Below are 24781 nucleotides of genomic sequence, written 5' to 3'. Positions count from 1 at the left end.
TGGGCGATTGTTGCCGAACAGCGGTAGAATCCCCGCTCTTTAGTTATCCACAAGTGGCCGAGCTGTGCTTATCGAGTCCCGACGTCGCGCTTACTTGACCGCCATGCAGGTGGTCAACTGGCTGCCCCGCACCGAACTGCCGTTTGCCGCGCCGTCGCGGCCCGAGCTGTTGCAGGCGCCTGAGCCCTATGAGGCATTCGAGTCGTCGGGGGAGGAGGCGGCTGCACCGGTGGCGGTGGTCAAACCCACTCCGGAATCGCGCCCGGCGGTCGAACGGGCGAAGATCGAAGTGCCGCGCCCTTCGCCGGTGGTCAAGGCGGCCAAGGTGGTCGAGGAGGCCGCCCCGGTGGTCAAGGCCCCGGTGGTGCCGCCGCCGCGTTTCGCCCTGCAATTGCTGCGGGCCGGGCGCTGCCTGCTGCTGGTGGAGTTGCCAACCGGCGAACGCTTCCAGACCCGCGACCCCGCCTACATGCTGCTTAAGGACATGCTGCGCGCTGCCGGCCTGCCCGACAGCCCGCAAATCGTCGGCGACCCCGTACGTTGGCCGCTGCTGGTGCGTGGCACCATGGACCAGGGCCCGGAAGCCGCACGGGACTTTGTGCAAGGCTTTGTCTCGGCACGCCTGGAAGACGAACCCTGTGTGTGCCTGTGGCTGATCGGCCTGCCCGCCGTGCGCTTTGCCGGTGAAGCCAATGCCGAAGCCTGGTACCGCGAGCTGCAGGTCGACAGCCTGGGCACGGTGTGGGCCCTGCCGGGCCTGGAATTATTAATGGAAGAGCCACAGCGTAAGGCTGATGTCTGGCAAGCCATGCGCCGGCTGATGGCGCGCTGGAAAACAACCGATGAGTGAGGCTTTATCCTTCCGCCCGATGACCGAGGCTGACCTCGACGCCGTGCTGAAAATCGAATACGCGGCGTTCAGCCACCCCTGGACCCGGGGGATCTTTCTCGACGGGCTGGGCAAGTACCAGATCTGGCTGATGTTCGAAGGTGAGCAGCAGGTGGGCCACGGCGTGGTGCAGATCATCCTGGATGAAGCGCATTTGCTGAACATCACCGTGAAGCCAGAAAACCAGGGCCGTGGCCTCGGCCTGGCGCTGCTGGAGCACCTGATGTCCCGCGCGTATGCCGCCAATGCGCGGGAATGCTTCCTGGAAGTGCGCGACAGCAATACCGGCGCGTTTCGCCTGTATGAGCGCTATGGCTTCAATGAAATCGGCCGTCGGCGCGACTACTACCCCGCCGTGGGGGGCCGCGAAGATGCGGTCGTGATGGCCTGCACCTTGGTCGACTAAGTCACAAAAACCACTGTGGGAGGGGGCTTGCTCCCGATGGCAGGCTGTCAGTCAATGCAGGTGTCGACTGATCCACCGCTATCGGGAGCAAGCCCCCTCCCACATTTGGATCGACGGTATGTCAGCGGTTGCCGTCGACGGGGTCAATATCCGCCAGCTCCGCCTCATCCAACCCATTACCGCCGCCAATCTCATCCTCATCCACGATGCTCAAATCCCAGTCGGCCGGTTGACTTTCGCCGGCTTCCTGGGCATCCCGCGCACCATCTTCATGGATCAGCGTTTCGGGGCTCATGTCATCGTCGGTCGATTCATGATCATCCGTCGAAGCGCCGGTCATCCCGGCCTCTCGCACCCGTTCGTCGGGCATCAAGTGCTCGCGCTCGCGGCGCGGGATCTCATCGCCAATCTCCGCGGTCGGTTGCTTATCGTCAAAATCCAGCTCGCGCATCGAACCCATGCGATCTTCGTTGTCATCAATGGGTTCGGGCTGGGTAGCGCCGTAGGGACGTCGTGATTCAGTCATGGCCAATCCTCATACTGTGGGGCTTATAGTGTGTGGACAGGCTCGGCTCCCCAAAGATTCAAGCTAATTTGCGTGCGGCGTGACCTGGACGAGGGGTTGTCAGTCACAAAACTGCGCATCATTCCTGAGGCTTCCCTGATGAACGAACTACAAGACCTGCTTGATAACAACGAACGCTGGGCGGATGCGATCAAACAGGAAGATCCCGAATTCTTCGCCAAGCTCGCCCGCCAGCAAACCCCGGAATACCTGTGGATCGGCTGTTCCGATGCCCGCGTACCGGCCAACGAAATCGTCGGCATGCTGCCGGGTGATCTGTTCGTGCACCGTAACGTTGCGAACGTGGTGTTGCACACCGACCTCAACTGCCTGTCGGTGATCCAGTACGCGGTGGACGTGCTCAAGGTCAAACACATCCTCGTCACCGGCCACTACGGCTGCGGCGGCGTACGCGCCTCGATGCAAGACCGCCAGTTCGGCCTGATCGACGGCTGGCTGCGCACCATTCGTGACCTTTACTACGAAAACCGCGACGTGTTGGCCCAATTGCCTACCGAAGAAGAGCGCGTAGACCGCATGTGCGAGCTGAATGTAATCCAGCAAGTGGCTAACGTCGGCCACACCAGCATTGTGCAAAACGCCTGGCATCGCGGGCAGAGCCTGTCGATTCATGGCTGCATCTACGGCATCAAGGATGGCCGTTGGAAGAGCTTGAACACCACCATCAGTGGTTTCGAGCAGTTGCCGCCGCAGTATCGCCTGCGTCCGCTGGGCGAAGCCTAAAGGCGTTTACGCTCGCGCCACCGGGTCATGAACGCTTGTCCCTCGGCGTTCAATGGCTCATCGCGACCGGTGACCCATCCTCGGCAGTTCAGCTCGCGGCATTGGCAAGCGAACTGCCGGAACAGCACGTCTTCGGTGCTGGCGTAATCCATGGTCAGGAGGTCGCCGGCGAGGATGTCATGCAGGGTCCAGACCTCCAGGTAATGCAGGTCGAGAAACACGTTCGGTTCGCAGGAATGAGAGAGCAGGCCAGTGAACCAACAGTCATAGAGGTGCAGGCGGGATGACAACTGCAAAGTATGCAGGCGTCGTTCACTGAGGGCATAGCCGGAGATCTTGGCGATGCAGACGCGACTATCGAAGGCGACTTGCGCTTTGATACCGGCGCCCATGCCATCGACTGCGTGCACCACTTCGAAGTGTTTCGTCGAAGGGTAGCCCTTTCCCAGTGTGGAGTTGAAGGGGTAAAGGCACTCGCTTGCAGTGGTTTTAGCCTTTTCCATGGCTTGAGTTTTCATAACTCTCCTGGTTCAGGCTGCATCGACCTGCGGGTGGTGGCTGACTACCAGTCTTGCAGCGGATGGGTGCGGCTCAAGACTCGCTCAACATGGATCCGATTTCTACTGTCAATGTTGACAGTAGAAATCGGTTATTTGTGTACCGGCTACAGTGCCGGGGCTGCGATGGCTGGAGCAGGGGCGGCGCTTTTCAGCTGCTTCAACTGGGCTTTTATGGCCGGGGTGGCACATTTCGCGTTGGCTTCTTCCGGGGACAGGTTGCGCACCGAGGTATAAAACAACTCACAGGTTTGCTCCTTGCGCGTGACTTGCCAGGTATTTATGCACGCCTTGAGCAGCACGTTCGCATCACTCGCGGGTTTTTGGCCCATCCCGGCCTGCCAGCACGCGGCGCTCAGATCCTGGCCCATCACCTTCAAACCGGCTTCGTCGGCCTTCTGCTCGTTGCCGTCGTAGGTGTCGGGGCTGGCCGCATACCAGATGTAACTCGGGTGGTTGGCGCCCAACACCGAGACGGTTTTGCCGGCGGCCGGACTGATCTGCGCCAGGCCCAGCACTGCCACGCTCTGCCCGTATTGTTGTTTGATCCAGCTGCGCACCGGCGCGCCGAACGCCACCATCGGCAAAGCGCCTTTGGCGGGCAGGCTCAGTTCTTGAACCATGCGCGTCTGGTAATCGGTGAAGTAGCTGTAGACGTTTTCCAGGTCCTTGCCCGCATTGGAAGGCGCGGCGATGGGCGCGATATCGATGATGGTCTGGTACGCCGGGGTTTCGGTCGCCGGGATGCCATTATCCGTGAGCAGGGTGGCCCAGCGGTCGGTGGTGGCCGATTCGAGGTAATCCTGGGCTTGAGTCAGCGAGTAGTCCGGCGGGAAATGCAGCAGCTCGATGCTTTTACGGTTTTCCAAGGCCATGCCCAGCGGCAGGAACAAGTACCAGTTGTAGGCCCACTTGCCGTCGCTGTTGAGGTTGCTGGCACCTTGATAGGCCAGGTCTGCGGTATTGAGCAACGTGGTCAGGGGCTGGCCATAACTGTCAGGCACACCGTTGAAGGTCGCCGATACCTGCCCGTCATGGGTCTTGACGCTCACTTTCGCCCGGCTGTAGCCATCCCGTTGCAGGCTCTGGTTCAGATAGTGCTCGGCAGTCTGTTCCAGCGTCCATGGCCGAAAGCAGATCACATTGCAGTTGTTGGGGAAGGCAAACAGTTGGGTAACCCGCTGAGTGCTCCCCAGCGGTACCTCGATGTCGGCCTGTACGACCGCACTCGCCATCAGTGCGGCCAGGGTGAAGGACAACCTGGTCGGTTTAAACATTGTTGTTTCCTTGTCAGCGAAAGCCCGTCTGCGCGGGGTGAAAGCCCACCTCCACACAGTAGCGGCTGACCAGGAAAACCGCGTGCTAAATCAGCCGCTGTGTCGCTATTGGATAAGAAAACCTACAGGTTGAACTGTAAAGCGTTGCTTAAGTCACCCATCGGTTTCTGGCCGCGGGCGATCATTGCGTCATCACGTTGCTTAAGGCCGTCCAGGGTCTCCAGCTGAAACACCCGGGTGATCAGCCGCAGAATCGACGCCGTGTCGTACACCGTATGGTCCACCGTGCCTTTGCGCGCGAACGGTGACACCACGATCGCTGGCACCCGCGTACCCGGCCCCCAGCGGTCGCCCTTGGGCGGCGCGACGTGGTCCCACCAGCCACCGTTTTCATCGACGGTCACCACCACCACCATGTTTTTCCACTGCGGGCTCTCTTGCAGCACTTTCAAGGCGCGCGCGATATGACGGTCGCCCGAGGCTACATCGGCATAGCCCGCGTGCATGTTCAGGTTGCCCTGGGGTTTGTAGAAGGTCACGGCGGGCAGTTTGCCGGCCTCGGCATCGGCAAAGAACCGGTTGGTGTTCGATTCATCCCCCAAACCGCCATCGCGCAGGCGTTTGTCACGCTCGGCGCGGTTTTCCGGGCCTTGCTGCTTGAAGTAGTTGAACGGCTGATGGTGGTACTGGAAGTTCGGAATCTTCGGGATGCCGCCCGAATCCTTGAACTGGTCCAGGGTCGCTTGCCACGCACCGGCGTACCAGGCCCAATCGACATTCTTTTTCGACAGCTTGTCACCGATGTGTTCGTGGGTTTGCGGCACCAGCACGTTAGGCAGATCGGCCTTTGCGTAATCCGGGTTTTCCGGGTCGCGGATCCAGGTCGGCCAATAGGGCGGGGCCAGGGTATTCACGCCGTACCCATCCGGGGTCAGGGCGCTGGGGCCGAACTGCGGCGGACCGGTCATAGCGCTGGCCGGGGACTTGTCCAGCGGCTTGAGACGCGGGTCGGTGGGGTCATCGCTCTGCAGCGTGGCGATCTGCGCCTTGGCTACCGATTGCGCGGCATTCGGGTAAAACGGCGCGGTGGCGCTGATCAGGTATTGATGGTTGAGGAACGAGCCACCAAACGCGCCCTGGAAGAAGTTATCGCAGAGTACAAACTCCTTGGCCACGTCCCACAGGCGCAGGGAATAACGGCTCTGGGCGTAATGGCCCATTACCAGGCCGCCTGAGTCTGCCCAGGCGACAAAACCGTCGTTCTTGCCGCCGTTGATCTGCATCTGGTTCTGATAGAACACGTGCCACAGGTCACGCGTGACCAGGCTCAAAGGCAGGTCTTCGGCATTCGGGCCCTTGAGGGCAAATGGCGCGTTGGGCAGGTTTTCCTGGAATTGCACTTCGCTGGGGTAGGTCACCCCGTCCACCGTTTGCGGGCCGACCTGCAACACGCCGCCCCAGGCCGGAGGCAGGGTGGTCAGCACACTGCCGTCGCGGTCGCGTTGCTGTGTGTCGGCAGCGGAAAGCGCCGACAGTGGTTTCTCCACACCGGGGAAATCTGCAAACAGGTTGTTGAAACTGCGGTTCTCGGCGTAGATCACCACCACGGTTTTCACCTGTTCGCGCAACGCCTTGTCCAGTTCTTGTGGCGTGAGCGGTCGCGCCACCGGTTTACCCGGTGCCTCGCTGGTATTGCCGCAGGCACTCAAGGTCGCGCCGACCCCCAACACTGCCGCGCCCCCGAGGAAACGCCGACGGCTGGTGTCCACCGACGGTTGCGTTACGGAATCGGGGGAAAGGCGGTCTTCGTGATCGTCACTCATTGCGCGGGAGTCCTGGCGAGATGTTGCAAGATATTTCGCAGGACGGTAGCAACGCAATGTGACGGAACGAAGACAGTGATTTGAACCAGAGGGTCACAGCAGGCGCAGTGCCAGCTGGCTGCCCGCCCGCAAGTACTCCACCTGGGCCGTCACCGCATCTTTGACAATGGCCTCACCCGTATCGGTCAGCCTGGCCTTTTTTGCATCGATCACACTGGTCTGCAACAGCTGCATGGCCACGTCGATGGATTTCTGGAAGGCGGTCACGTTGTTATGCAGGCCGAACTCTTCGATAACCGAGGCCATGCGGCGATCGGCGTCGTCTCGCAGGGTCCTGTATTCAGTGAATGAAACGTTGTCGTCCTGATAAATATCAGTGATCAACGTTTCCAGTGATTTGGATAGGGGCGTCATCGGATCTCCTGGGTGTTAAGTGAGTAGGTGTCCGAGTCAGGTTAATCAAAGGTCTGAGTGGAGGGAGTCAGGGGTTGTCGCCGTCTGGAGTAGGACAACCCCACGCGTTACATCAGAAGGAGCTTTTAGGGCATCACAGGCGGCAAATACTTCAACGTCGTCCCCAACGCCCACAGCAGGAACAACACCAGCGGCGTGTGCACCAGCAACTGCACGAAGGAAAACCCGATCAAATCCCGCGCCTTCAACCCCAGCACCCCCAGCAGCGGCAGCATATAGAACGGGTTGATCAGGTTCGGCAGCGCTTCGGCGGCGTTGTAGATCTGCACTGCCCAGCCCAGGTGGTATTGCAGGTCATTGGCCACTTGCATCACGTAAGGCGCTTCGATAATCCACTTGCCGCCGCCCGACGGGATAAAGAAGCCCAGTACCGCCGAGTACACGCCCATCAGCAGTGCATAAGTGTCGTGGGAGGCGATGGAGGTGAAGAAGGTCGAGATATGGTGCGCCAGGGTCTGGCCGTCGCCACCCTTGACCACGGTCATCAGCGCCGCGATGGAGCCGTACAGCGGAAACTGGATCAGCACGCCGGTGGTGGTCGGCACCGCGCGTGCCACCGCGTCGAGGAAACTGCGCGGACGCCAGTGCAGCAGGGCGCCGGTCATGATGAACAGGAAGTTATAGGTGTTCAGCCCCGAGATCGCACTGATCGCTGGCTTGGTCGAGAACTCATGGAACAGCCAGCCCACCGCCAGCACAGCCAGCAGGATGGTCAGCAGCGGGCTGTGTTCCAGCCATTCACCTTGACGGGTGGGGGCTTGCAGCTTGGGCAGGTTGAACGCCGGGTCGACGCCGCAGGCCTTGGCATCGCGGGCGCTGTTCGGGCCGGGTGCGGTGGCGTAGGCGATGATCAGCGACACCACGATCAACGCCAGCAACAGCACGCCGGATTGCCACAGGAAGATAGTGTCCGTGAACGGGATCACCCCGGTGATCGACAGAATCGATGGCGGCAGGCTGGCCGGGTTGGCCTGCAACTGTGCGGCCGACGACGACAGCCCCAGCGCCCACACCGCGCCAAGCCCCAGGTAAGCCGCAGCCCCGGCCGCGCGATAATCCATGCGCAAATCCGTACGACGCGCCAGCGCCCGCACCAACAAACCGCCAAACACCAGGGACAGGCCCCAGTTGAGCAAGGACGCGACCATCGAGATCAACGCCACCCAGGCCACGGCGGAGCGGCCGTTCTTCGGGATACGCGCCAGGCGGTCTATCAGTTTTACCGCCGGCGGCGAACTGGCCACGACATAACCACCAATCACCACAAAGGCCATCTGCATGGTAAACGGGATAAGGCTCCAGAACCCATCGCCAAAAGCCTTGGCGGCTTCGGTCGGTGCGGCGCCCATGCCCAGGGTCGCCACGGCGACGATGATCACGGCGAGCGCGGCAAATACCCAGGAGTCGGGAAACCAGCGTTCGGCGAAGTTGGAACAGCGCAGGGCAAATCGGGCATAGCGGCTTTCTTCGATAGCATCGGCCACGAGTCTTTCCTCTTGTCTTTATTATGGTGTTGGCAGTTTTACGGCATGTTCCGCTACGGCCATTGATATGGGAATGCAGTTATCTTCATCGATCCATGAGGAAAACAAATATATCTGCCGTGATTGCCATCATCCTGCTCACCTCATAACCTGCACGCCATTTTGTTTGTCTGCCGAGCCTTCATATGACTGCCACCTTTCCCCTACAGGCGCAGCGTTTTTCCCGCTCCGACTACAAAACCCTGGGCCTGGCCGCCCTGGGCGGTGCCCTGGAAATCTACGATTTCATCATCTTCGTGTTTTTCGCGCTGACCTTGAGCCAACTGTTCTTCCCGCCGGAAATGCCCGAGTGGCTGCGCCTGCTGCAAAGTTTTGGCATCTTCGTCACCGGCTACCTGGCCCGTCCGCTGGGCGGCATCCTGATGGCGCACTTTGCCGATCACCTGGGGCGCAAGCGCGTGTTCAGCCTGAGCATCCTGATGATGGCCTTGCCCTGCCTGCTGATCGGGATCATGCCCACCTATGCACACATCGGTTATTTCGCACCGCTGATCCTGCTGGCGCTGCGCGTGCTGCAAGGCGCAGCAGTGGGGGGTGAAGTGCCCAGCGCCTGGACCTTCGTTGCCGAACACGCTCCCGCCCCTCATCGCGGCTACGCCCTGGGCTTCCTGCAAGCCGGCCTGACCTTCGGCTACCTGCTCGGCGCGCTCACCGCGACCTTGCTGGCGCAAGTCTTCACCCCGGCCGAAATCCTCGACTACGCCTGGCGCTTCCCCTTCCTGCTCGGCGGGGTATTCGGCGTGATCGGCGTGTGGCTGCGCCGCTGGCTCAATGAGACCCCGGTGTTCCTCGAAATGCAGGCCCGCCGCCAGGCGGCCGCAGAGCTGCCTTTGCGCACCGTGCTTCGCGACCACCGCGCCGTCCTGCTACCCGCGATGATCCTCACCTGCGTGCTCACCTCGGCGGTGGTCGTCCTCGTGGTCATCACCCCCACCATGATGCAAAAAACCTTCGGCATGAGCCCCAGCCACACCTTCGCCTTGAGCGCCTTGGGCATCGTGTTCCTGAATATCGGCTGCGTACTGGCCGGCCTGCTGGTAGACCGCATCGGCGCCTGGCGCGCGGTGCTGGTCTACAGCCTGCTATTGCCGGTAGGGATTGGCATTCTGTACGCCAGCTTGATCAACGGCGGCGTCTGGCTGGGCGCGGCGTATGCCGTCGCAGGCTTGAGTTGCGGCGTGGTGGGCGCGGTGCCGTCGGTGATGGTCGGCCTGTTTCCGGCGCAGGTGCGGGTGTCGGGGATTTCCTTTACCTACAACATTGCCTACGCGCTGTGGGCAAGTACGACGCCGTTGATGTTGATTGCACTGATGCCGACCAGCCCGTGGATTTGCGTGATTTACTGCGTGGTGATGGGGGCGGTGGGCGTGGTGAGTGTGGGGCTGTTTGGTAAGCGCCACCCAGTAGATGCTGTTACAAAAGGCCGCTAGGGCCATCAATTGACGAGTATTTGCTGCCGCTCCTATAGTCCTGTCCACTCCTGACGGACACGCATGAACCCATGACTCAGACCGCCTTTATCAACCCCGAAATCCTCTCCTGGTCTCGCCAGCGGGCAGGGCTGTCTGAGGCACAGATTGCCAAAGGGCTTACGGTCAAATTGGAAAGGGTGAAAGAGTGGGAGGCAGGTCAGAGTCTTCCCAGCTTTAGCCAGGCACAAAAGTGGGCTGCCATTGCGCACGTCGCGTTTGGCGTCCTTTTTCTCAAGGCTCCCCCGCCGGAGTCTCTTCCTCTGCCAGACCTGCGTACGGTGGGTGGCGTATTTCCTCACAAGCCCAGCTTGAACTTGATGGACACTGTAAGAGACGTGCTCCGTAAGCAAGACTGGTACTTGGAATATTTGCAGGACCACGAACCCTCCCCGCTGTCCTTCGTGGGAAGTTTCAGTAGCCGTTCGCCCATCAAGGACGTGGTTGCAGATATTCGTCGCGTACTCGGCATGACGGATGCTTTTGCTCGTATGAGTTATGACGATTATTTCAGGGCGTTAGTGAATGGCGCGGAGGAGGCCGGCATTCTCGTCATGCGCAGCGGGGTTGCCTTGGGAAACACCCACCGAAAACTTAATGTCAGTGAGTTTCGAGGATTTGCGATCAGCAATGCTCTAGCCCCGGTGGTCTTCATCAACAGTGCGGACGCACCCACGGCACGGCTTTTTACATTGATGCATGAGCTGGTGCATGTCTGGATCGGTAGCACGGGCGTCTCTGATGGCAACAGTCATAGTGCCCGCCAGGAGGAAGCTTTTTGTAATGCGGTGGCGGGAGAGTTCCTGGCGCCGGAGCTCGTTTTTCGCACGCAGTGGGATTCGAATACGCACTGGGAAGAAAACCTGGCGCCACTGGCTGGGCGCTTTCGCGTCAGCACCTTGGTGATTGCCCGTCGGGCCTGTGATCTTGGCTGCATCAACAGTGATCATTATGGCGCCTACTACCGTCGGATCTTGCAGGCGTATCGAGATAAGGACGGCAGTGGAGGGGACTACTACCGCACAGCGGCTATCAGAAACAGCACCCGTTTGAGCAAGGCCGTTCTGGCCGAAGCGCAGAGTGGGCGGATTCTGCTACGCGATGCGGGAAAACTGCTGGGTGTGCAGCCTGCCAGGTTGAAGGCTTATGGGATGAAACTATCGGCATGAAGCATCTATTGGATTCGAATACGCTGATTGAGGCCAAGAACCGCTATTACGCAATGACGGTTTGTCCAGGTTACTGGGCATGGATTCTTCAACAACACCAGGCTCTGGAGGTTGCCAGTATCGTCCCGGTAAGAGACGAACTAGCCAAAGGCAATGACGATTTGACCCAGTGGGTCAAAGGTAATACGCACTTGTTTGAAGACGCCAGCGATGAGCCTACTCAGGCTGCATTTGGGCAGATCGTCGCAAAGATTGCGGAGCAGGTGCCTGCGATGAAGGCCGGAGCGTTTGAGGAATTTCTTGAGGGCGCAGATCCCTGGTTGATTGCCAAGGCAATGGTCACGGGTGCAGTGGTTGTCACGCATGAGGTCTACAACCCTGACATCAAGCGCAAGTTCACGATTCCCAATGTGTGCTCACTGTTCGGTGTGCCTTACATGAATACATTTGAGTTGCTCGGCAAGCTCGATGCTCGCTTTGTGTTGCATCAGTGAAGCCATTGAGGGGAAGAGCGTTTCCCCTCAATACAGTATTTTCAGGTCAAGAAGTGCCACATCAGCAACGTACCGATCAAGCCCACGACGGACACAATCGTCTGCAACACCGACCACACCCAGATCGTCTGCTTCAACTGCAAGCCAAAGTACTCTCGCACCATCCAGAACCCGGCATCGTTGACGTGGCAGAAGAACACCGAGCCGGCGCCAATCGCCAGGGCCACCAACGAGCTTTGCGTCGCCGCTAACCCCGCCATCATCGGCGCGAGGATGCCTGCGGTCGTGGTGGTGGCGACGGTGGCCGAGCCGGTGGCCTGGCGCAGCGCTACGGCGATCAACCAGGCCAGCAGCAGATACGGCATGTGCGCGCCTTCGGCGACCTTGCTGATGGTCTGGCTGACGCCGGCGTCCAGCAGGGTTTGCTTGAGGCCGCCGCCGGCGCCGATGGTCAACAGCAACACGGCGATGGGGGCGAGGGCTTTGCGCAGGGTGTTGCCGACCTCGGCACGCGGCATGCCGGCGGCCCAGCCCAGGCAGATCACAGCGGCGATCACGGCCAGGCCGAGGGCGATCAGCGGTTCGCCGAGGAACTTCAAGGTCAGGCCGACCGTGCTTTCGGCCGGCAACGCGACCTTGGCCAAGGTGCTGCCCAGCATCAGAATCACCGGCAACAGAATGATCAGCAACGACACACCAAAGCTCGGCTGGCGCGGCGCCTTGGGCGGTGCGCTGAACAGCGCGCCGATGTCGGCCGGCTCATCCACATGCAGGCGCTTGGACAGCCAGTTGCCGTAGAGCGGGCCAGCCAGGATCACCGCCGGCACCGCCAGGCAGAAGCCCAGCAACATGGTCAGGCCCAGGTCGGCGTGCAACGCGCCCACCGCAATCAGCGGCCCCGGATGCGGTGGCATCAAGGCGTGCAGGGTGGTCATGCCGGCCAGCGCCGGAATGGCGATTTTCAGCAGCGGCTGGTTCGAACGTTTGGCCATCACAAAGATGATTGGCACCATCATCACCAGGCCCACTTCAAAAAACAGCGGCAAGCCGATCACCATGGCCACCAGCGCCATCACCCACGGCAGTGACTTACCCTTGCCCAGTCCTAGCAGGGTGGTGGCTATGCGGTCGGCCGCGCCGGATTCCGCCATCAACGCGCCGAGCATGGAACCCAGGGCAATGATGATCCCCGCTTCACCGAGGATCGCCCCGGCGCCTTTGCTGAACGCCTTGGCCACTTCTTCCGGCGGCAAGCCGGCGCCGACACCGGCGATGAAGGTGCCGATCAGGATCGACAGGAACGGCGGCAGTTTGGTCGCGCTGATCAGCACAATGATGCTGGCGATGGCCAGCAGTACGCAGAGCATAAGGCGGGTGTCGTGAACCATCCACGCGGCAGTCGATAACTCCAAAACGGGACTCCTTATCGAACAGGTTGGGAAAATTGTTTCTTTTTGTTTCCTGTTCGAAAAGCATACCTGATACAACTGTGCCAGAGCGTTCAAGCGCACTTTTGGTGCATTTAAAGGTAACAATGGCTTGGCGTGCAGATGACAATTTTGCAACCCATGCCGATGGATCCGGCCTATCGCTCTATGATCCTCGTGCCCCTGCGTAAGAGCCCGCTCGCCGGCAAGGCCCACGAGAACATTTACCACCACGAGGATTTTCCATGAGCGCAGGACACAACCACGCCAAGGTACGCGCCGGTCACGAGCGTCTGTTATGGCTCGCCCTGGGCCTGACCGGCAGTTTCATGGTTGCCGAGGTCATCGGTGCATTTATCACCGGCAGCCTGGCGCTGTTGTCCGATGCCGCGCACATGATGACCGACGCCCTGGCCCTGGGCATTTCCCTGGTGGCAATCCAGGTGGCCAAGCGTGCCGCAGACCGCAAGCGCACCTTCGGCTATGCGCGTTTCGAAATCCTTGCCGCGGCGTTCAATGCGCTGCTGTTGTTCGTCGTTGCGTTCTACATCCTCTACGAGGCGTATCAGCGGCTGCAGGCGCCCGCCGAGATACAGTCCACCGGCATGCTGGTGATTGCCGTACTGGGGCTGATCGTCAACCTGATTTCCATGCGCCTGCTGAGCGCCGCCAGTGGTGAAAGCCTGAATGTGAAGGGCGCGTACCTGGAGGTCTGGAGCGATATGCTCGGTTCCATCGGCGTGATCATCGCGGCGCTGGTGATCCTGTACACAGGCTGGGGCTGGGTCGACTCGCTGGTCGCCGCGGCCATTGGTTTCTGGGTGTTGCCACGCACGTGGACGTTGCTCAAGGAAAGCATGAACGTGCTGCTGCAAGGCGTGCCGGACGGCATTGACATCGAACAGGTGGAGCAGGCTATTCGCGGTGTGCGTGGGGTCAAGGATGTACACGACCTGCATATCTGGGCGCTCACCAGTGGCAAGAATGTGCTGAGCACCCATCTGGTGGCGGATTCGGCGCTCGGCACGGAACAACAAATCCTCGTCCAAGTGACGGAACTGCTGCATGAGAAATTCGATATTTCCCATGCGACCATCCAGGTCGAAGGTGCCGGCTTTGCGCATGACGAACATGACGAGGTGCATGCCTGATCCTGGCTAACGGATTTGTAATGTTCTGCACACCGCTCTGATAAGTACCGAAAGCTACAGTGCCCCGGCTTGGATTTATCCGCCATTTCATGGGCCTGGAACTCTCGTTATGCCAATTCGCGCAAGAACATTTCTGTGGTCGATCGTCGTGTTTCTGGCGACGGCACAAGGGGTCGGTGCACAAACCCTGACCCTCGATGCGGCCCTGCAAACCGCCTTTGCCAACAACCCTGACCTGGCGGCCGCGCAATGGGAGATCGACATTGCACAGGGCGGTCGCCAGCAGGCGGGGTTGATCCCGAATCCGGTGGCCTCCTGGGATGCCGAAGACACCCGTCGTAACTCCCGCACCACCACCGTTAAGCTCAGCCAGACCCTGGAACTGGGCGGCAAGCGCGGTGCGCGCATCGACGTTGCCACCCTAGCCCAGAACGCCGCCGCGCTGACGTTGGAACAGCGCCGCAACACCCTGCGCGCCGAAGTCATCGACAACTACTACGGCGCGCTTCGCGCCCAGGAACGCCTCGACCTGGCGCAGCGGTCCATGGCCGTGGCCGAACGCGGACTGGCCGTCGCCAACGGTCGTGTCACCGCTGGCAAAACCTCGCCGGTGGAAGCGACCCGCGCGCAGGTGCAGTTGTCGGAAATGCGCCTGGAATTGAACCGCGCTCAGATAGGCCTCACCGATGCTTATCGCCGCCTTGCCGCGAGTACCGGCAACGCCGTGCCGGACTTCCAAGTCGTTGCCACACACACCCAATCCACGCCTGCCTTGCCGCCCGCTACCCAATTGTTGGCGCACCTCGAACAAACCGCTGAACTGCGCCTGGCCGAACTGAACATCCTGCAAAACGAAGCCAGCGTCGGCCTGGAAAAAGCCCAGCGTATTCCCGACCTCGACGTGTCCATCGGCAGCCAATACGACGCCAGCGTGCGTGAGCGCGTGAACCTGGTGGGGGTGTCGATGCCGATCCCGCTGTTCAACCGCAATCAGGGCAATGTGCTGGCGGCCACGCGCCGCGCCGATCAGGCCCGAGACCTGCGCAACGCCGCCGAACTGCGCCTGCGCACCGAAACCCGTCACGCCCTCGACCTGTGGCAAACCGCGAATACCGAAGTGCGCGCCTTCAACCAGCAGATCCTGCCCGCCGCGCAAGAGGCGGTGGACAGCGCCACCCGTGGCTTTGAGATGGGCAAGTTCAGTTTCCTCGACGTGCTCGACGCCCAGCGCACCCTGATCGCGGCCCGCACCCAGTACCTCACGGCCACCGCCCAGGCCACCGACGCCTGGGTGCGTATCGAACGAATTTACGGCGACCTCGCCCGGTTTTGATTTTTCCTGGAGTCCCCTATGAACAACACCCACGGCGTGGCGCTTGCCGTCGCCTTGAGCCTGATGCTGTGCAGCGTTGCTAAGGCCGAGGAAGAAGAAGGCGAACTGGAACTCACCGAGCAGCAGATTCAAGCCGCCGGCATTCAGGTCGCCCAGGCTCAACCGCGGTCTATCAGCACGTTGCTGGTGCTGCCGGGAGAAGTGCGTTTCGACGAAGACCGTACCTCCCACATCGTGCCGCGTGCGGCGGGCGTGGTGGAGTCGGTCAAGGTCAACCTCGGCCAGTCGGTGAAGAAAGGGGAGCTGTTGGCGGTGATCGCCAGCCAGCAGATTTCCGATCAGCGCAGTGAGTTGGCCGCCAGTGAGCGGCGCGTCGAACTGGCCCGCACCACCTTCCAGCGAGAGCGGCAGTTGTGGCAGGACAAGATCTCCGCCGAGCAGGATTACCTGCTGGCGCGCCAAGCGCTGCAAGAAGCCGAAATCGCCCTGAACAACGCCCGCCAAAAGATGACCGCACTAAGTGGAAGCGCTGTGTTGGTCGGCGGCAATCGCTACGAACTGCGTGCGCCCTTCGCCGGCGTCGTGGTGGAAAAACACCTGGGCGTCGGCGAAGTGGTGAGCGAGACCAGTAACGCTTTCACCCTCTCGGACCTGTCCCAGGTGTGGGTGACCTTTGGTGTATTTCCCAAGGACTTGAACAAGGTACGCGTCGGCAAGCCGGTCAACGTCAGCTCCACCGAAATGGGCACCGAGGTGCTCGGCACCGTGGCCTATGTCGGCAACCTGCTCGGCGAGCAGACACGCACCGCCACTGTGCGCGTGAGTGTGCCCAACCCCGATGACGCCTGGCGGCCTGGCCTATTTGTCAGCGTGCAACTGGCCACCGACACGTTCCAGGCCAAGGTTACCGTGCCTCAGGAGGCCATCCAGACCGTCGAGGACAAACCCTCGGTATTCGTGCGCACCGAGCACGGTTTTGTCACCCGTCACCTGGAACTCGGCGCGAGCGAAAACGGCTACGTCGAAGTGCGCCAGGGCCTCGATGCCGGGGCGCAGGTGGCCACGGTCGGCAGCTTCATCCTCAAGTCCGAACTGGGCAAAGGCTCGGCCGAGCACGCCCATTGATCCTGCGAGTGATTCCCCATGTTTGAGCGCCTTATCCAATTTGCCATCGAGCAGCGCATCATCGTGCTGCTGGCGGTGCTGTTGATGGCCGGTGTCGGCATCGCCAGCTATCAGAAGTTGCCCATCGACGCGGTGCCCGACATCACCAACGTGCAGGTGCAGATCAACTCGGCGGCGGCCGGGTTTTCCCCGTTGGAAACCGAGCAGCGCATCACCTTTCCCATCGAAACCGCCATGGCCGGTTTGCCCGGCATGCAGCAGACCCGCTCGCTGTCGCGCTCCGGTTTGTCCCAGGTGACGGTAATTTTCAAGGACGGCACCGACCTTTTTTTCGCCCGGCAATTGGTCAACGAGCGTCTTCAGGTGGCGCGCGAGCAATTGCCCGCCGGTATTGAAACCGCCATGGGGCCGATTTCCACCGGCCTCGGGGAAATTTTCCTATGGACCGTGGAAGCCAAGGACGGCGCGCTCAAGGACGATGGCACGCCCTACACCCCGACCGATCTGCGGGTCATCCAGGACTGGATCATCAAGCCACAACTGCGCAACGTGCCGGGTGTGGCCGAGATCAACACCATCGGCGGCTTTGCCAAGGAATACCAGATTGCGCCCGACCCCAAGCGCCTGGCCGCCTACAACCTGACCTTGAATGACCTGGTCACGGCGCTGGAGCGTAACAACGCCAACGTGGGCGCGGGCTACATCGAGCGCAGCGGTGAGCAATTACTGATCCGTGCGCCCGGGCAGTTGGCGTCCATCGATGACATCGCCAACATCGTCATCACCAGCTCGGACGGCACGCCGATCCGCGTGCGCAATGTGGCGCAGGTCGACATCGGCCGTGAGATGCGTACCGGCGCTGCCACGGAAAATGGCCGCGAAGTGGTGCTGGGTACGGTGTTCATGTTGATCGGCGAAAACAGCCGCAGCGTGTCCCAGGCCGTGGCGAAAAAACTTGAAGAGATCAACCGCTCGCTGCCCGAAGGCGTCGTCGCGGTCACCGTCTACGACCGCACCAACTTGGTCGAAAAAGCCATCGCCACCGTGAAGAAAAACCTCTTCGAAGGTGCGCTGCTGGTGGTGGCGGTGCTGTTCCTGTTCCTCGGTAATATCCGCGCTGCGCTGATCACCGCGATGGTGATTCCGCTGGCGATGTTGTTCACCTTTACCGGCATGTTCACCAACAAGGTCAGCGCCAACCTGATGAGCCTCGGCGCGCTGGACTTTGGCATTATCGTCGACGGCGCGGTGGTGATCGTCGAGAACGCGATTCGTCGCCTGGCGCATGCGCAACAGCGTCATGGCCGCCTGCTGACCCGCAGCGAGCGCCTGCATGAAGTCTTCGCCGCCGCCAAGGAAGCGCGGCGAGCGCTGATCTTCGGGCAACTGATCATCATGGTGGTGTACCTGCCGATCTTCGCCCTCACCGGGGTGGCCGGGAAGATGTTCCACCCGATGGCGTTTACCGTGGTGATAGCGTTGTTGGGCGCAATGATTCTGTCGGTGACCTTCGTGCCGGCGGCGATTGCGCTGTTTGTGACTGGCAAGGTCAAGGAAGACGAAAACTTCGTCATGCGCAGCGCACGCCGGGTCTATGCGCCGGTGCTCGATTGGGTGATGGCGCGCCGGCCGCTGGTGTTCGGCTTGGCCGTGTTGACCATTGTCGCCTCGGGCGTTGTCGCCAGCCGCATGGGCAGTGAATTTATTCCCAGCCTCAGCGAAGGTGATTTTGCCCAGCAAGCCTTGCGTGTGCCAGGCACCAGCCTGACGCAGTCGGTGCAGATGCAGCAGCAACTGGAAAAAACCTTGATGGCCCAGGTGCCGGAAATCGAGCGGGTATTCGCGCGTACCGGCACTGCGGAAATTGCCTCCGACCCGATGCCGCCGAACATTTCCGACAGCTACGTGATGCTCAAGCCCAAGGACCAATGGCCCGATCCGGACAAGTCCCGCGAGACCCTCATCGCCGACATCCAGCGCGCCAGTGCGATTGTGCCGGGCAGTGCGTACGAGTTGTCGCAACCGATCCAATTGCGTTTCAACGAGCTGATCTCCGGGGTGCGCAGCGATGTGGCGGTGAAGGTGTTCGGCGACGACATGGACGTGCTCAACAAGACCGCCGGTGAAATCGCCGAGACCCTGCAAAAGCTCAGCGGCGCCTCGGAAGTCAAGGTTGAACAAACCTCCGGCCTGCCGGTGCTGACCATCAATATCGACCGCGACAAGGCCGCGCGTTTTGGCCTGAATGTGGGCGATGTGCAGGACACCATTGCCGTCGCTGTCGGCGGGCGCCAGGCCGGTACGTTGTACGAAGGTGATCGACGTTTTGACATGGTTGTGCGTTTGTCCGACGCGCTGCGCACCGATATCGATGGGCTGTCACGGCTGTTGGTTCCAGTGCCGGGTAACGCGTCTGGCCAGCTGGGTTTTATCGCCTTGTCCCAGGTCGCCAGCCTGGACCTGGTGCTCGGCCCGAACCAGATCAGCCGCGAGAACGGCAAGCGCCTGGTGATCGTCAGTGCCAACGTGCGTGGGCGGGATATCGGCTCATTTGTGGAGGAAGCCGAGGCGGCGTTGATTGCCCAAGTGAAGGTGCCGGCGGGTTACTGGACCACCTGGGGCGGCCAATTCGAACAATTGAAAGAAGCGTCCGAACGCTTGCGCATCGTGGTGCCGGTGGCGTTGCTGCTGGTGCTCGGGCTGCTGTTCATGATGTTCAACAACCTCAAGGACGGCTTGTTGGTGTTTACCGGGATTCCGTTCGCCTTGACCGGTGGGATCATGGCGCTGTGGCTGCGGGATATTCCGCTGTCGATCTCGGCGGGGGTCGGCTTTATTGCCTTGTCCGGCGTGGCGGTGCTGAACGGCCTGGTGATGATCGCCTTCATCCGCAACCTGCGCGAGGAGGGGCGTTCGTTGTCGATGGCGATCAACGAAGGCGCGTTGACCCGGCTGCGTCCGGTGCTGATGACGGCGTTGGTGGCGTCCCTCGGGTTTATCCCCATGGCACTCGCCACCGGCACCGGCGCCGAAGTGCAGCGGCCGCTGGCGACGGTGGTGATCGGCGGGATTATCTCGTCTACGTTGCTGACCTTGCTGGTGTTGCCGGCGTTGTATCAGTGGGCCCATCGCAAGGAAGAGGAAACACCAGGCGGAACCGCGTAAAACGGCCCGGCTGGCTGCTGACGTCGGCGTGCCCCTGATGCAGGTGCATGATCGACTGCACAATCGCCAGCCCCAGGCCGGTACCGCCTTCGGCTCGGGTGCGGCTGCTGTCGGCGCGATAAAAGCGCTCGAACAGGTGCGGCAGATGATGGGCTTCGATACCGCGCCCCGGATTGCCCACCGACAGCGACACACTCTGGTCGTAGCGTTCCACCAGCAGCAATACGCTGGAGGCACTCGGGGTATGGCGAATGGCATTGGACAGCAGGTTGGAAATGGCGCGCTGGATCATCAGGCGGTCCCCCGTTACCCAGGCGTCGCCGCGCAGGCTCAGGGTGACGTGCTTGTCCTCGGCGCTGAGGGCGAACAGCGCCATCACCCGCTGCGCTTCCTGTGCCAACGACACCGGGGCAAACTCGGCCCGCGCCGCCGGGTGGCTGACCTGAGCCAGGAACAACATGTCGGAGACCATCCGCGACAGGCGCTCCATTTCCTCGGTACAGGATTCCAGGCTGGTCTTGTATTCCTCCGAGGGCCGTTCACGGGACAGGGTCACCTGCGCCTTGCCCATCAGGTTGGTCAACGGTGCGCGCAGCTCGTGGGCGAGGTCGTCGGAGAACTGCGACAGTTGCTGCACGCCGGCATCGAGGCGGTGCAGCATGAAGTTGATGCCCTGGGCCAATTCGCCCAGCTCCTTGGGCAGGTTGTCCAGCTCCAGGCGATGGGTCAGGTCCTGGGTGCTGACCTTGGCCGCCACGCGGCTGAACTGCTGCAGCGGCGCGAGCCCGCGTTGCACCAGCCACCACGCGCCCATGCCGATCAGGATCAGCAGCATCGGCAGGGCGATCACCGTGGAACGCAGGTAGGCACTGAGCAACGCTTCATCGTCGGAGCGATCCAGCGACAGCAACACACGCACGTTTTCGCCACTGCTCAGCGGCATCAGGCGGGTGGCGCTGAGGATGCGATTGCCCTGGCCGTCGACCCAGTTCAAGTACGCCAGGGTGTTGCTGGCGGGCACGTCCAACAACAGCGGCTGCTGCGGTTTGGCACCGACGCTCAGCAGCACCGGCGCATCCGGTCGTGCGCCGATGATCGTCAGGTAGATGTTGTCGTGGCCCATCACCAGGTCCAGCAGCGAATGGGGGCGGTCGCTGATGTCGTGGGCGTCGAGGCCCTGGCCGAGGCTGTGCTCCAGCTGCTCCATTTTGTTTTCCAGGCCTTTGCGCGCGAGCTTGTCCAGCTCGTGGGTCAGGGCCAGGTACGCCAGGGTCGCCAACAGCACGACGAGGCCGGCGCCCATCAGGCTGACCGTCAACCCCAGGCGCATCGACAGGCTGCTGGTCCTCATGGGCGCGCCTCCAGCACGTAACCCACGCCGCGAATGGTGTGGATCAACTTCACCTCGCTCTGGTCATCGACCTTGCCCCGCAGACGGCTGATCGAGACTTCCACGACGTTGGTGTCGCAGTCGAAGTTCATGTCCCACACCAGCGAAATAATCTGCGTGCGGGTCATCACTTCACCGGCCTGGCGCATCAGCACGTGCAGCAGCGCGAATTCCTTGGTGGTCAGGTCGATCCGGCGGTCGCCGCGATAGGCGCGATGCCGGCGCGGGTCCAGTTCCAGGTCCGAGACGCGCAGGACGTCCGGCACTGGGATGTGTTCGCTGCGTCGCAACAGGGTGCGCACTCGGGCCAGCAGCTCGGGAAACTCGAAGGGCTTGACCAGGTAATCATCGGCGCCCATGTCCAGGCCCTTGATCTTGTCGGCCAGCCGGCCGCGCGCGGTCAGCATCATCACGCGCTGGTTGCCGTCGCGGCGCAGTTGTTCCAGCACTTCCCAGCCGTCGGTGTTGGGCAAGTTGACATCCAGGATCACCAATTCGTAGCGGTGTTGCCGGGCCAGGTGCAGGCCATCAATGCCGCTGGCCGCGCAATCGACGACATAACCGCTTTCGGTCAAGCCTTGCTGCAGGTAGTCGGCGGTTTTCTGCTCGTCCTCAACCACAAGGATACGCATGGGGGGTTACCTTCAAAGAAAACGGAAAGGGGGCATGGCCTCATAGCGAGGCTGGGTAGGCTGTAGGAAAATTCTGAACCGTGAAGTAGCTTTAGGGTCAAGCCACGTCAGGCGGGTGCGACGATTCGTCACTGAGTCGGCGCACAAAAAAAACGCCCCGTCCGGGGCGCAAAAATTCATCTCTGTTCCAAAGGAGCTACACAAAAGCCGCAGAGATGAGATGTGTTCGGTGTGCAGTGTAAAAAGTGCAACTTAACGAGAAGGTGAGGCCGATATTACAGTTCTGACAGACTTCAACCTGTGAACAGATGTAGGCCATCGGCAAGTGAATGTAAGCGCTGTGCCTTAGAGCACTGCCATTGGATACTCGACAATCAGCCGAACTTCTTCCAGGTCCGACTCAAATGCACTGGAGCGCACTGTGGCCTGGCGAAGTCGCAGCGATAAGTCCTTTAAGTTGCCAGCCTGTACGACATATTTGGCCTCGATATCCCGCTCCCAGCGGCGCTGATCGGTGAGTGGATCACCTGCCGCATCGCGACGCATGTACACCGCGTTGGCGTTGCTGTAGTCGGCGCCAGTGCCTTTGCCATAGCGGGTCATGAACGACAGGCCGGGGATGCCGAACGCCTGCATGTCCAGGTCGTAGCGCACCATCCACGAACGTTCCTTGGGCGAGTTGAAGTCGCTGTACTGGATCGAGTTGTTCAGGAAGATTGAGTCCGACTGGCGCAGGTAATCGAAGTCGTCATCGCCGTTGTTGCGCTGGTGTGATACGGCCAGGCTGTGGGCACCGACCTTCACCCCAAGCCTTGCGCTCCAGATGTTGTTGTCGAATTCACCCAGGCGTTTCTTACCTTCGTCCACGGCTTTGTAGTAGTTGAAGTCGCCGAACAGCGAGACGTCTTCATTCAGCGGATAACTGGCGGCGCTGCCGACGTAGTACTGGTCCCAGGCATCCTTCAGGCGGCTGCTGTAGAGGCTGACACTGAGGTGTTTGTTGACGCTGTAATCACCGCCGAAATAGCCGACCCAGGGCGAGTCGACCTGCCCCGCGTAGAAGGTCGCAAAGCCTTTGTTCATGCCGCTTTCGGTCGGTTGGCTCATGCCGCTCAAGCGTCCGCCCTGCAGGGTCAGGCCCTCCAGGCTGGTGTTTTGTGCGGTCACGCCACGAAAGCTTTCCGGCAAGACGCGCGAATCGCCGTAAGCCACCACCGGGGTCAGCGGGAATACGTCGCCGGCCTTGATCACGGTATCCAGCACACGCAATTTCGCGGCGCCGCCGAATTTGCTGTAGTTGTCCTCGGGGTGGTTTTCGCTGTCCACCGGTAGAACGCCGAACGAACCCTTGCCGCCGCTGCGACCGGTGCCCGAGTCGAGTTTTACCCCGACCATGGCGAACGCATCCAGGCCGAATCCTACGGTGCCTTGGGTAAAGCCGGATTCGAACTTGCCGATCAAGCCCTGGGCCCAGGCTTCGGAATAGCCATTGCCGGTGGGGCTGGACTGGCCCTTGCGGTCATCGCGGTTGAAGTAAAAATTACGCGCCAGCACGTTGAAGCTGCTGCCTTCGATAAAACCTTCGGGTTTGTCTTCCACGGCCACGGCGGCCAGGGGCAAGGCGGCGCACAGTGAAAGGGGAAGGCTGAAGTGACAGATACGCATGGTTTGCTCCTCGGTAATGGCAGTTATCAGCTTCTTATGAGCGGGCGTTCTTATTGATCTGGCCCGGGCTGATAGTTGCAAACCGTGGATAACGATGAAGTGGCAAGAACATTACAATTCTGGAAGCTCACGCGTATCTAACAAATAAGTAATGTTCTGGTGAAGGTGGCGTCAGGGTCCGCTAGTTAGTCTCGGCACTTAACGATCAGTCGAGGAACTAACCATGAACTTTTATACCGTTGGCCTGGGTGTGTTAACTGCAATCTTGTCGTTCGGCGCATTGGCCGAAGGTGGGGGCGACCGTACGTTTGCGCTGATGATGGAGCGCAATCAAAAAGCCATGGCCGACTACGCGGCCAAGAAAGGCAAGCAGGCACCTGAGGTACAGGCCTATCGCTATGGCATGGCGCTGGACATCGCCAAGGTGGTCAATGTCACGCCGCCGATCCGCTCGTGCAACCCGGTGCCGTCGCGCATGACCTATGAAGACTCCAGCGGCAAGCTCAATACCCTTGAGTATCAAGTGATGGGTGTGTGCCGAAATAACGGCAGTTGATGGATCCAAAAATATAGTTGGGGCCGGGGCTCAAGCCCTCTTAAGAAAATCCTGGAAGCGCCGATGCAGGTCAGATTCATCTCCCCCCATTTGGTCATCGGTGCCCCATGTTTAACACCCGTTTGAAGCAGGAGCTGTCGGCTCTTCGCGAAGAATTGTCCAGCTTGGATCAGGTCAAGGAGAGCCTGGAAAGTGAAATGCTGTGCCTGACGCTGGACGCCGAAGGCCGGGTGGAGTGGGCGAATGCCAACTTCCTGCAGGAATTGGCCTACCAGAGTGGCCACCTGTTGGGGCGCGCGATTGAAGACCTGGTGCCGACGCATGTGCGCCAGGATGAATACCAGCTGCGCTTCAAGAACGCCCTGCTGCGCGGTGAGCATTTCGCCGGCACCGTGCGCCTGATGCGTGGCAATGGCCAGGAAGCCTGGCTGCGCTCGATTGTGCAACCGGTGCGCAGTTCCGATGGGCGCATCAAGCATTTTTCGATGTATTCCAGCGACCTCACCCGCACCATCGAGGCCTCCCGCGAGCATGAAAACCTCATGAACGCATTGGTGCGCTCTACGGCCGTGATCGAGTTCGACCTGAACGGCCACGTGCTGACCGCCAATGACCGTTTTCTCGGCGGCATGGGTTACAGCCTGGCGCAGATCCAGGGCAAACATCACCGGATATTCTGCGAGCCGGAGGAATACAACAGCACCGAGTACCAGGACTTCTGGAAACGCCTGAACGCCGGTGAGTTCGTCGCGGCGCGCTTCAAGCGGGTCGACAGCCATGGCCGTGTGGTGTGGCTGGAAGCGACCTACAACCCGGTGCTGGACGCCAATGACCGGCTGTACAAAGTGGTCAAGTTCGCCACGGTGATCACCGACCAGGTCAACCAGGAACAGGCGGTCGCCGAAGCGGCGAGCATTGCCTACAGC

21 protein-coding genes and 1 pseudogene are annotated in these 24781 nt (G+C 60.9%); 12 read left to right on the top strand and 10 right to left on the bottom strand.

Going from position 1 to position 24781, the window contains the following annotated elements:
* Nucleotides 1-103: 103 nt before the first annotated feature.
* Nucleotides 104-850 carry a hypothetical protein gene (locus K7431_RS16940; protein WP_052308614.1) on the top strand — a complete coding sequence of 249 codons (747 nt, stop codon included), beginning with the start codon at nucleotides 104-106 and terminating at the stop codon, nucleotides 848-850.
* Nucleotides 843-1295, top strand: coding sequence for a ribosomal protein S18-alanine N-acetyltransferase (rimI, locus tag K7431_RS16935; RefSeq protein ID WP_003188286.1), 453 nt, complete (start codon nucleotides 843-845; stop codon nucleotides 1293-1295). The genes K7431_RS16940 and rimI overlap by 8 nt, the downstream gene beginning before the upstream one ends.
* Before the next feature lie 121 nt (nucleotides 1296-1416).
* Here rimI and K7431_RS16930 read toward each other — a convergent pair whose 3' ends face one another.
* A complete protein-coding gene (locus tag K7431_RS16930; protein ID WP_043204736.1) occupies nucleotides 1417-1821 on the bottom strand; it encodes a hypothetical protein in 405 nt (134 codons plus the stop codon).
* 138 nt (nucleotides 1822-1959) lie between these two features.
* Between K7431_RS16930 and can the strand changes: the two genes are divergently transcribed.
* Nucleotides 1960-2604 (top strand): carbonate dehydratase, encoded by a 645-nt coding sequence (gene can / locus K7431_RS16925; protein ID WP_003188288.1) that lies wholly within the window; start codon nucleotides 1960-1962, stop codon nucleotides 2602-2604.
* Here the strand turns inward: can and K7431_RS16920 are convergent.
* From K7431_RS16920 to K7431_RS16900, 5 genes are all read right to left on the bottom strand, one after another.
* Nucleotides 2601-3122: a hypothetical protein gene (locus K7431_RS16920; RefSeq protein WP_012722063.1), complete on the bottom strand. Its 522-nt coding sequence runs from the start codon at nucleotides 3120-3122 to the stop codon at nucleotides 2601-2603. The genes can and K7431_RS16920 overlap by 4 nt on opposite strands.
* A gap of 146 nt (nucleotides 3123-3268) precedes the next feature.
* Nucleotides 3269-4438, bottom strand: coding sequence for a hypothetical protein (locus K7431_RS16915; protein WP_012722064.1), 1170 nt, complete (start codon nucleotides 4436-4438; stop codon nucleotides 3269-3271).
* A 122-nt stretch (nucleotides 4439-4560) separates the two neighbouring features.
* A complete protein-coding gene (gene acpA / locus K7431_RS16910; RefSeq protein WP_012722065.1) occupies nucleotides 4561-6261 on the bottom strand; it encodes an acid phosphatase in 1701 nt (566 codons plus the stop codon).
* Between the two features lie 93 nt (nucleotides 6262-6354).
* A complete protein-coding gene (locus tag K7431_RS16905) occupies nucleotides 6355-6675 on the bottom strand; it encodes a hypothetical protein (protein ID WP_012722066.1) in 321 nt (106 codons plus the stop codon).
* A 125-nt stretch (nucleotides 6676-6800) separates the two neighbouring features.
* Nucleotides 6801-8219 carry a short-chain fatty acid transporter gene (locus tag K7431_RS16900; RefSeq protein ID WP_012722067.1) on the bottom strand — a complete coding sequence of 473 codons (1419 nt, stop codon included), beginning with the start codon at nucleotides 8217-8219 and terminating at the stop codon, nucleotides 6801-6803.
* Nucleotides 8220-8404: 185 nt separating this feature from the next.
* Here K7431_RS16900 and K7431_RS16895 point away from each other — a divergent pair, with 185 nt between their 5' ends.
* The 3 genes from K7431_RS16895 (at nucleotide 8405) to K7431_RS16885 (ending at nucleotide 11411) form a co-directional block, all read left to right on the top strand.
* Nucleotides 8405-9709, top strand: coding sequence for an MFS transporter (locus K7431_RS16895; protein WP_012722068.1), 1305 nt, complete (start codon nucleotides 8405-8407; stop codon nucleotides 9707-9709).
* Between the two features lie 71 nt (nucleotides 9710-9780).
* The gene (locus K7431_RS16890) at nucleotides 9781-10917 is read left to right on the top strand and encodes an ImmA/IrrE family metallo-endopeptidase (RefSeq protein ID WP_012722069.1); all 1137 of its coding nucleotides are present in this window, start codon (nucleotides 9781-9783) and stop codon (nucleotides 10915-10917) included.
* A complete protein-coding gene (locus tag K7431_RS16885) occupies nucleotides 10914-11411 on the top strand; it encodes a DUF4411 family protein (RefSeq protein WP_012722070.1) in 498 nt (165 codons plus the stop codon). The genes K7431_RS16890 and K7431_RS16885 overlap by 4 nt, the downstream gene beginning before the upstream one ends.
* Nucleotides 11412-11452: 41 nt before the next feature.
* Here the strand turns inward: K7431_RS16885 and K7431_RS16880 are convergent, their stop codons facing one another.
* A complete protein-coding gene (locus K7431_RS16880; protein ID WP_043204738.1) occupies nucleotides 11453-12823 on the bottom strand; it encodes a GntT/GntP/DsdX family permease in 1371 nt (456 codons plus the stop codon).
* A gap of 260 nt (nucleotides 12824-13083) precedes the next feature.
* Between K7431_RS16880 and K7431_RS16875 the strand changes: the two genes are divergently transcribed.
* The 4 genes from K7431_RS16875 (at nucleotide 13084) to K7431_RS16860 (ending at nucleotide 19612) form a co-directional block, all read left to right on the top strand.
* Nucleotides 13084-13989 (top strand): cation diffusion facilitator family transporter, encoded by a 906-nt coding sequence (locus tag K7431_RS16875; RefSeq protein ID WP_012722072.1) that lies wholly within the window; start codon nucleotides 13084-13086, stop codon nucleotides 13987-13989.
* Nucleotides 13990-14098: 109 nt separating this feature from the next.
* Nucleotides 14099-15322: a TolC family protein gene (locus K7431_RS16870; RefSeq protein WP_012722073.1), complete on the top strand. Its 1224-nt coding sequence runs from the start codon at nucleotides 14099-14101 to the stop codon at nucleotides 15320-15322.
* A gap of 18 nt (nucleotides 15323-15340) precedes the next feature.
* Nucleotides 15341-16447 carry an efflux RND transporter periplasmic adaptor subunit gene (locus K7431_RS16865; RefSeq protein ID WP_012722074.1) on the top strand — a complete coding sequence of 369 codons (1107 nt, stop codon included), beginning with the start codon at nucleotides 15341-15343 and terminating at the stop codon, nucleotides 16445-16447.
* 18 nt (nucleotides 16448-16465) lie between these two features.
* Nucleotides 16466-19612, top strand: coding sequence for a CusA/CzcA family heavy metal efflux RND transporter (locus K7431_RS16860; protein WP_012722075.1), 3147 nt, complete (start codon nucleotides 16466-16468; stop codon nucleotides 19610-19612).
* Here the strand turns inward: K7431_RS16860 and K7431_RS16855 are convergent.
* From K7431_RS16855 to K7431_RS16845, 3 genes are all read right to left on the bottom strand, one after another.
* On the bottom strand, nucleotides 19527-20963 hold the full coding sequence (locus tag K7431_RS16855) for a heavy metal sensor histidine kinase (RefSeq protein WP_012722076.1): 1437 nt from the start codon (nucleotides 20961-20963) through the stop codon (nucleotides 19527-19529). The genes K7431_RS16860 and K7431_RS16855 overlap by 86 nt on opposite strands.
* Nucleotides 20960-21634, bottom strand: coding sequence for a heavy metal response regulator transcription factor (locus K7431_RS16850; protein ID WP_012722077.1), 675 nt, complete (start codon nucleotides 21632-21634; stop codon nucleotides 20960-20962). The genes K7431_RS16855 and K7431_RS16850 overlap by 4 nt, the downstream gene beginning before the upstream one ends.
* Before the next feature lie 345 nt (nucleotides 21635-21979).
* Nucleotides 21980-23299 (bottom strand): OprD family porin, encoded by a 1320-nt coding sequence (locus K7431_RS16845; RefSeq protein ID WP_012722078.1) that lies wholly within the window; start codon nucleotides 23297-23299, stop codon nucleotides 21980-21982.
* Between the two features lie 223 nt (nucleotides 23300-23522).
* On the opposite strand from K7431_RS16845, the gene K7431_RS16840 reads away from it, so the two are divergent.
* Nucleotides 23523-23855: a DUF2790 domain-containing protein gene (locus tag K7431_RS16840; protein ID WP_012722079.1), complete on the top strand. Its 333-nt coding sequence runs from the start codon at nucleotides 23523-23525 to the stop codon at nucleotides 23853-23855.
* A 107-nt stretch (nucleotides 23856-23962) separates the two neighbouring features.
* Nucleotides 23963-24739 (top strand): annotated as a pseudogene (locus K7431_RS31170) (PAS domain-containing protein); the annotation flags it as partial.
* Nucleotides 24740-24781 lie beyond the last annotated feature (42 nt).

Origin of the sequence: Pseudomonas fluorescens group sp. (assembly GCF_020093335.1) — a bacterium.
Classification (GTDB): domain Bacteria; phylum Pseudomonadota; class Gammaproteobacteria; order Pseudomonadales; family Pseudomonadaceae; genus Aquipseudomonas; species Aquipseudomonas petroselini.
This window is presented reverse-complemented; position numbering and strand designations above follow the sequence as displayed.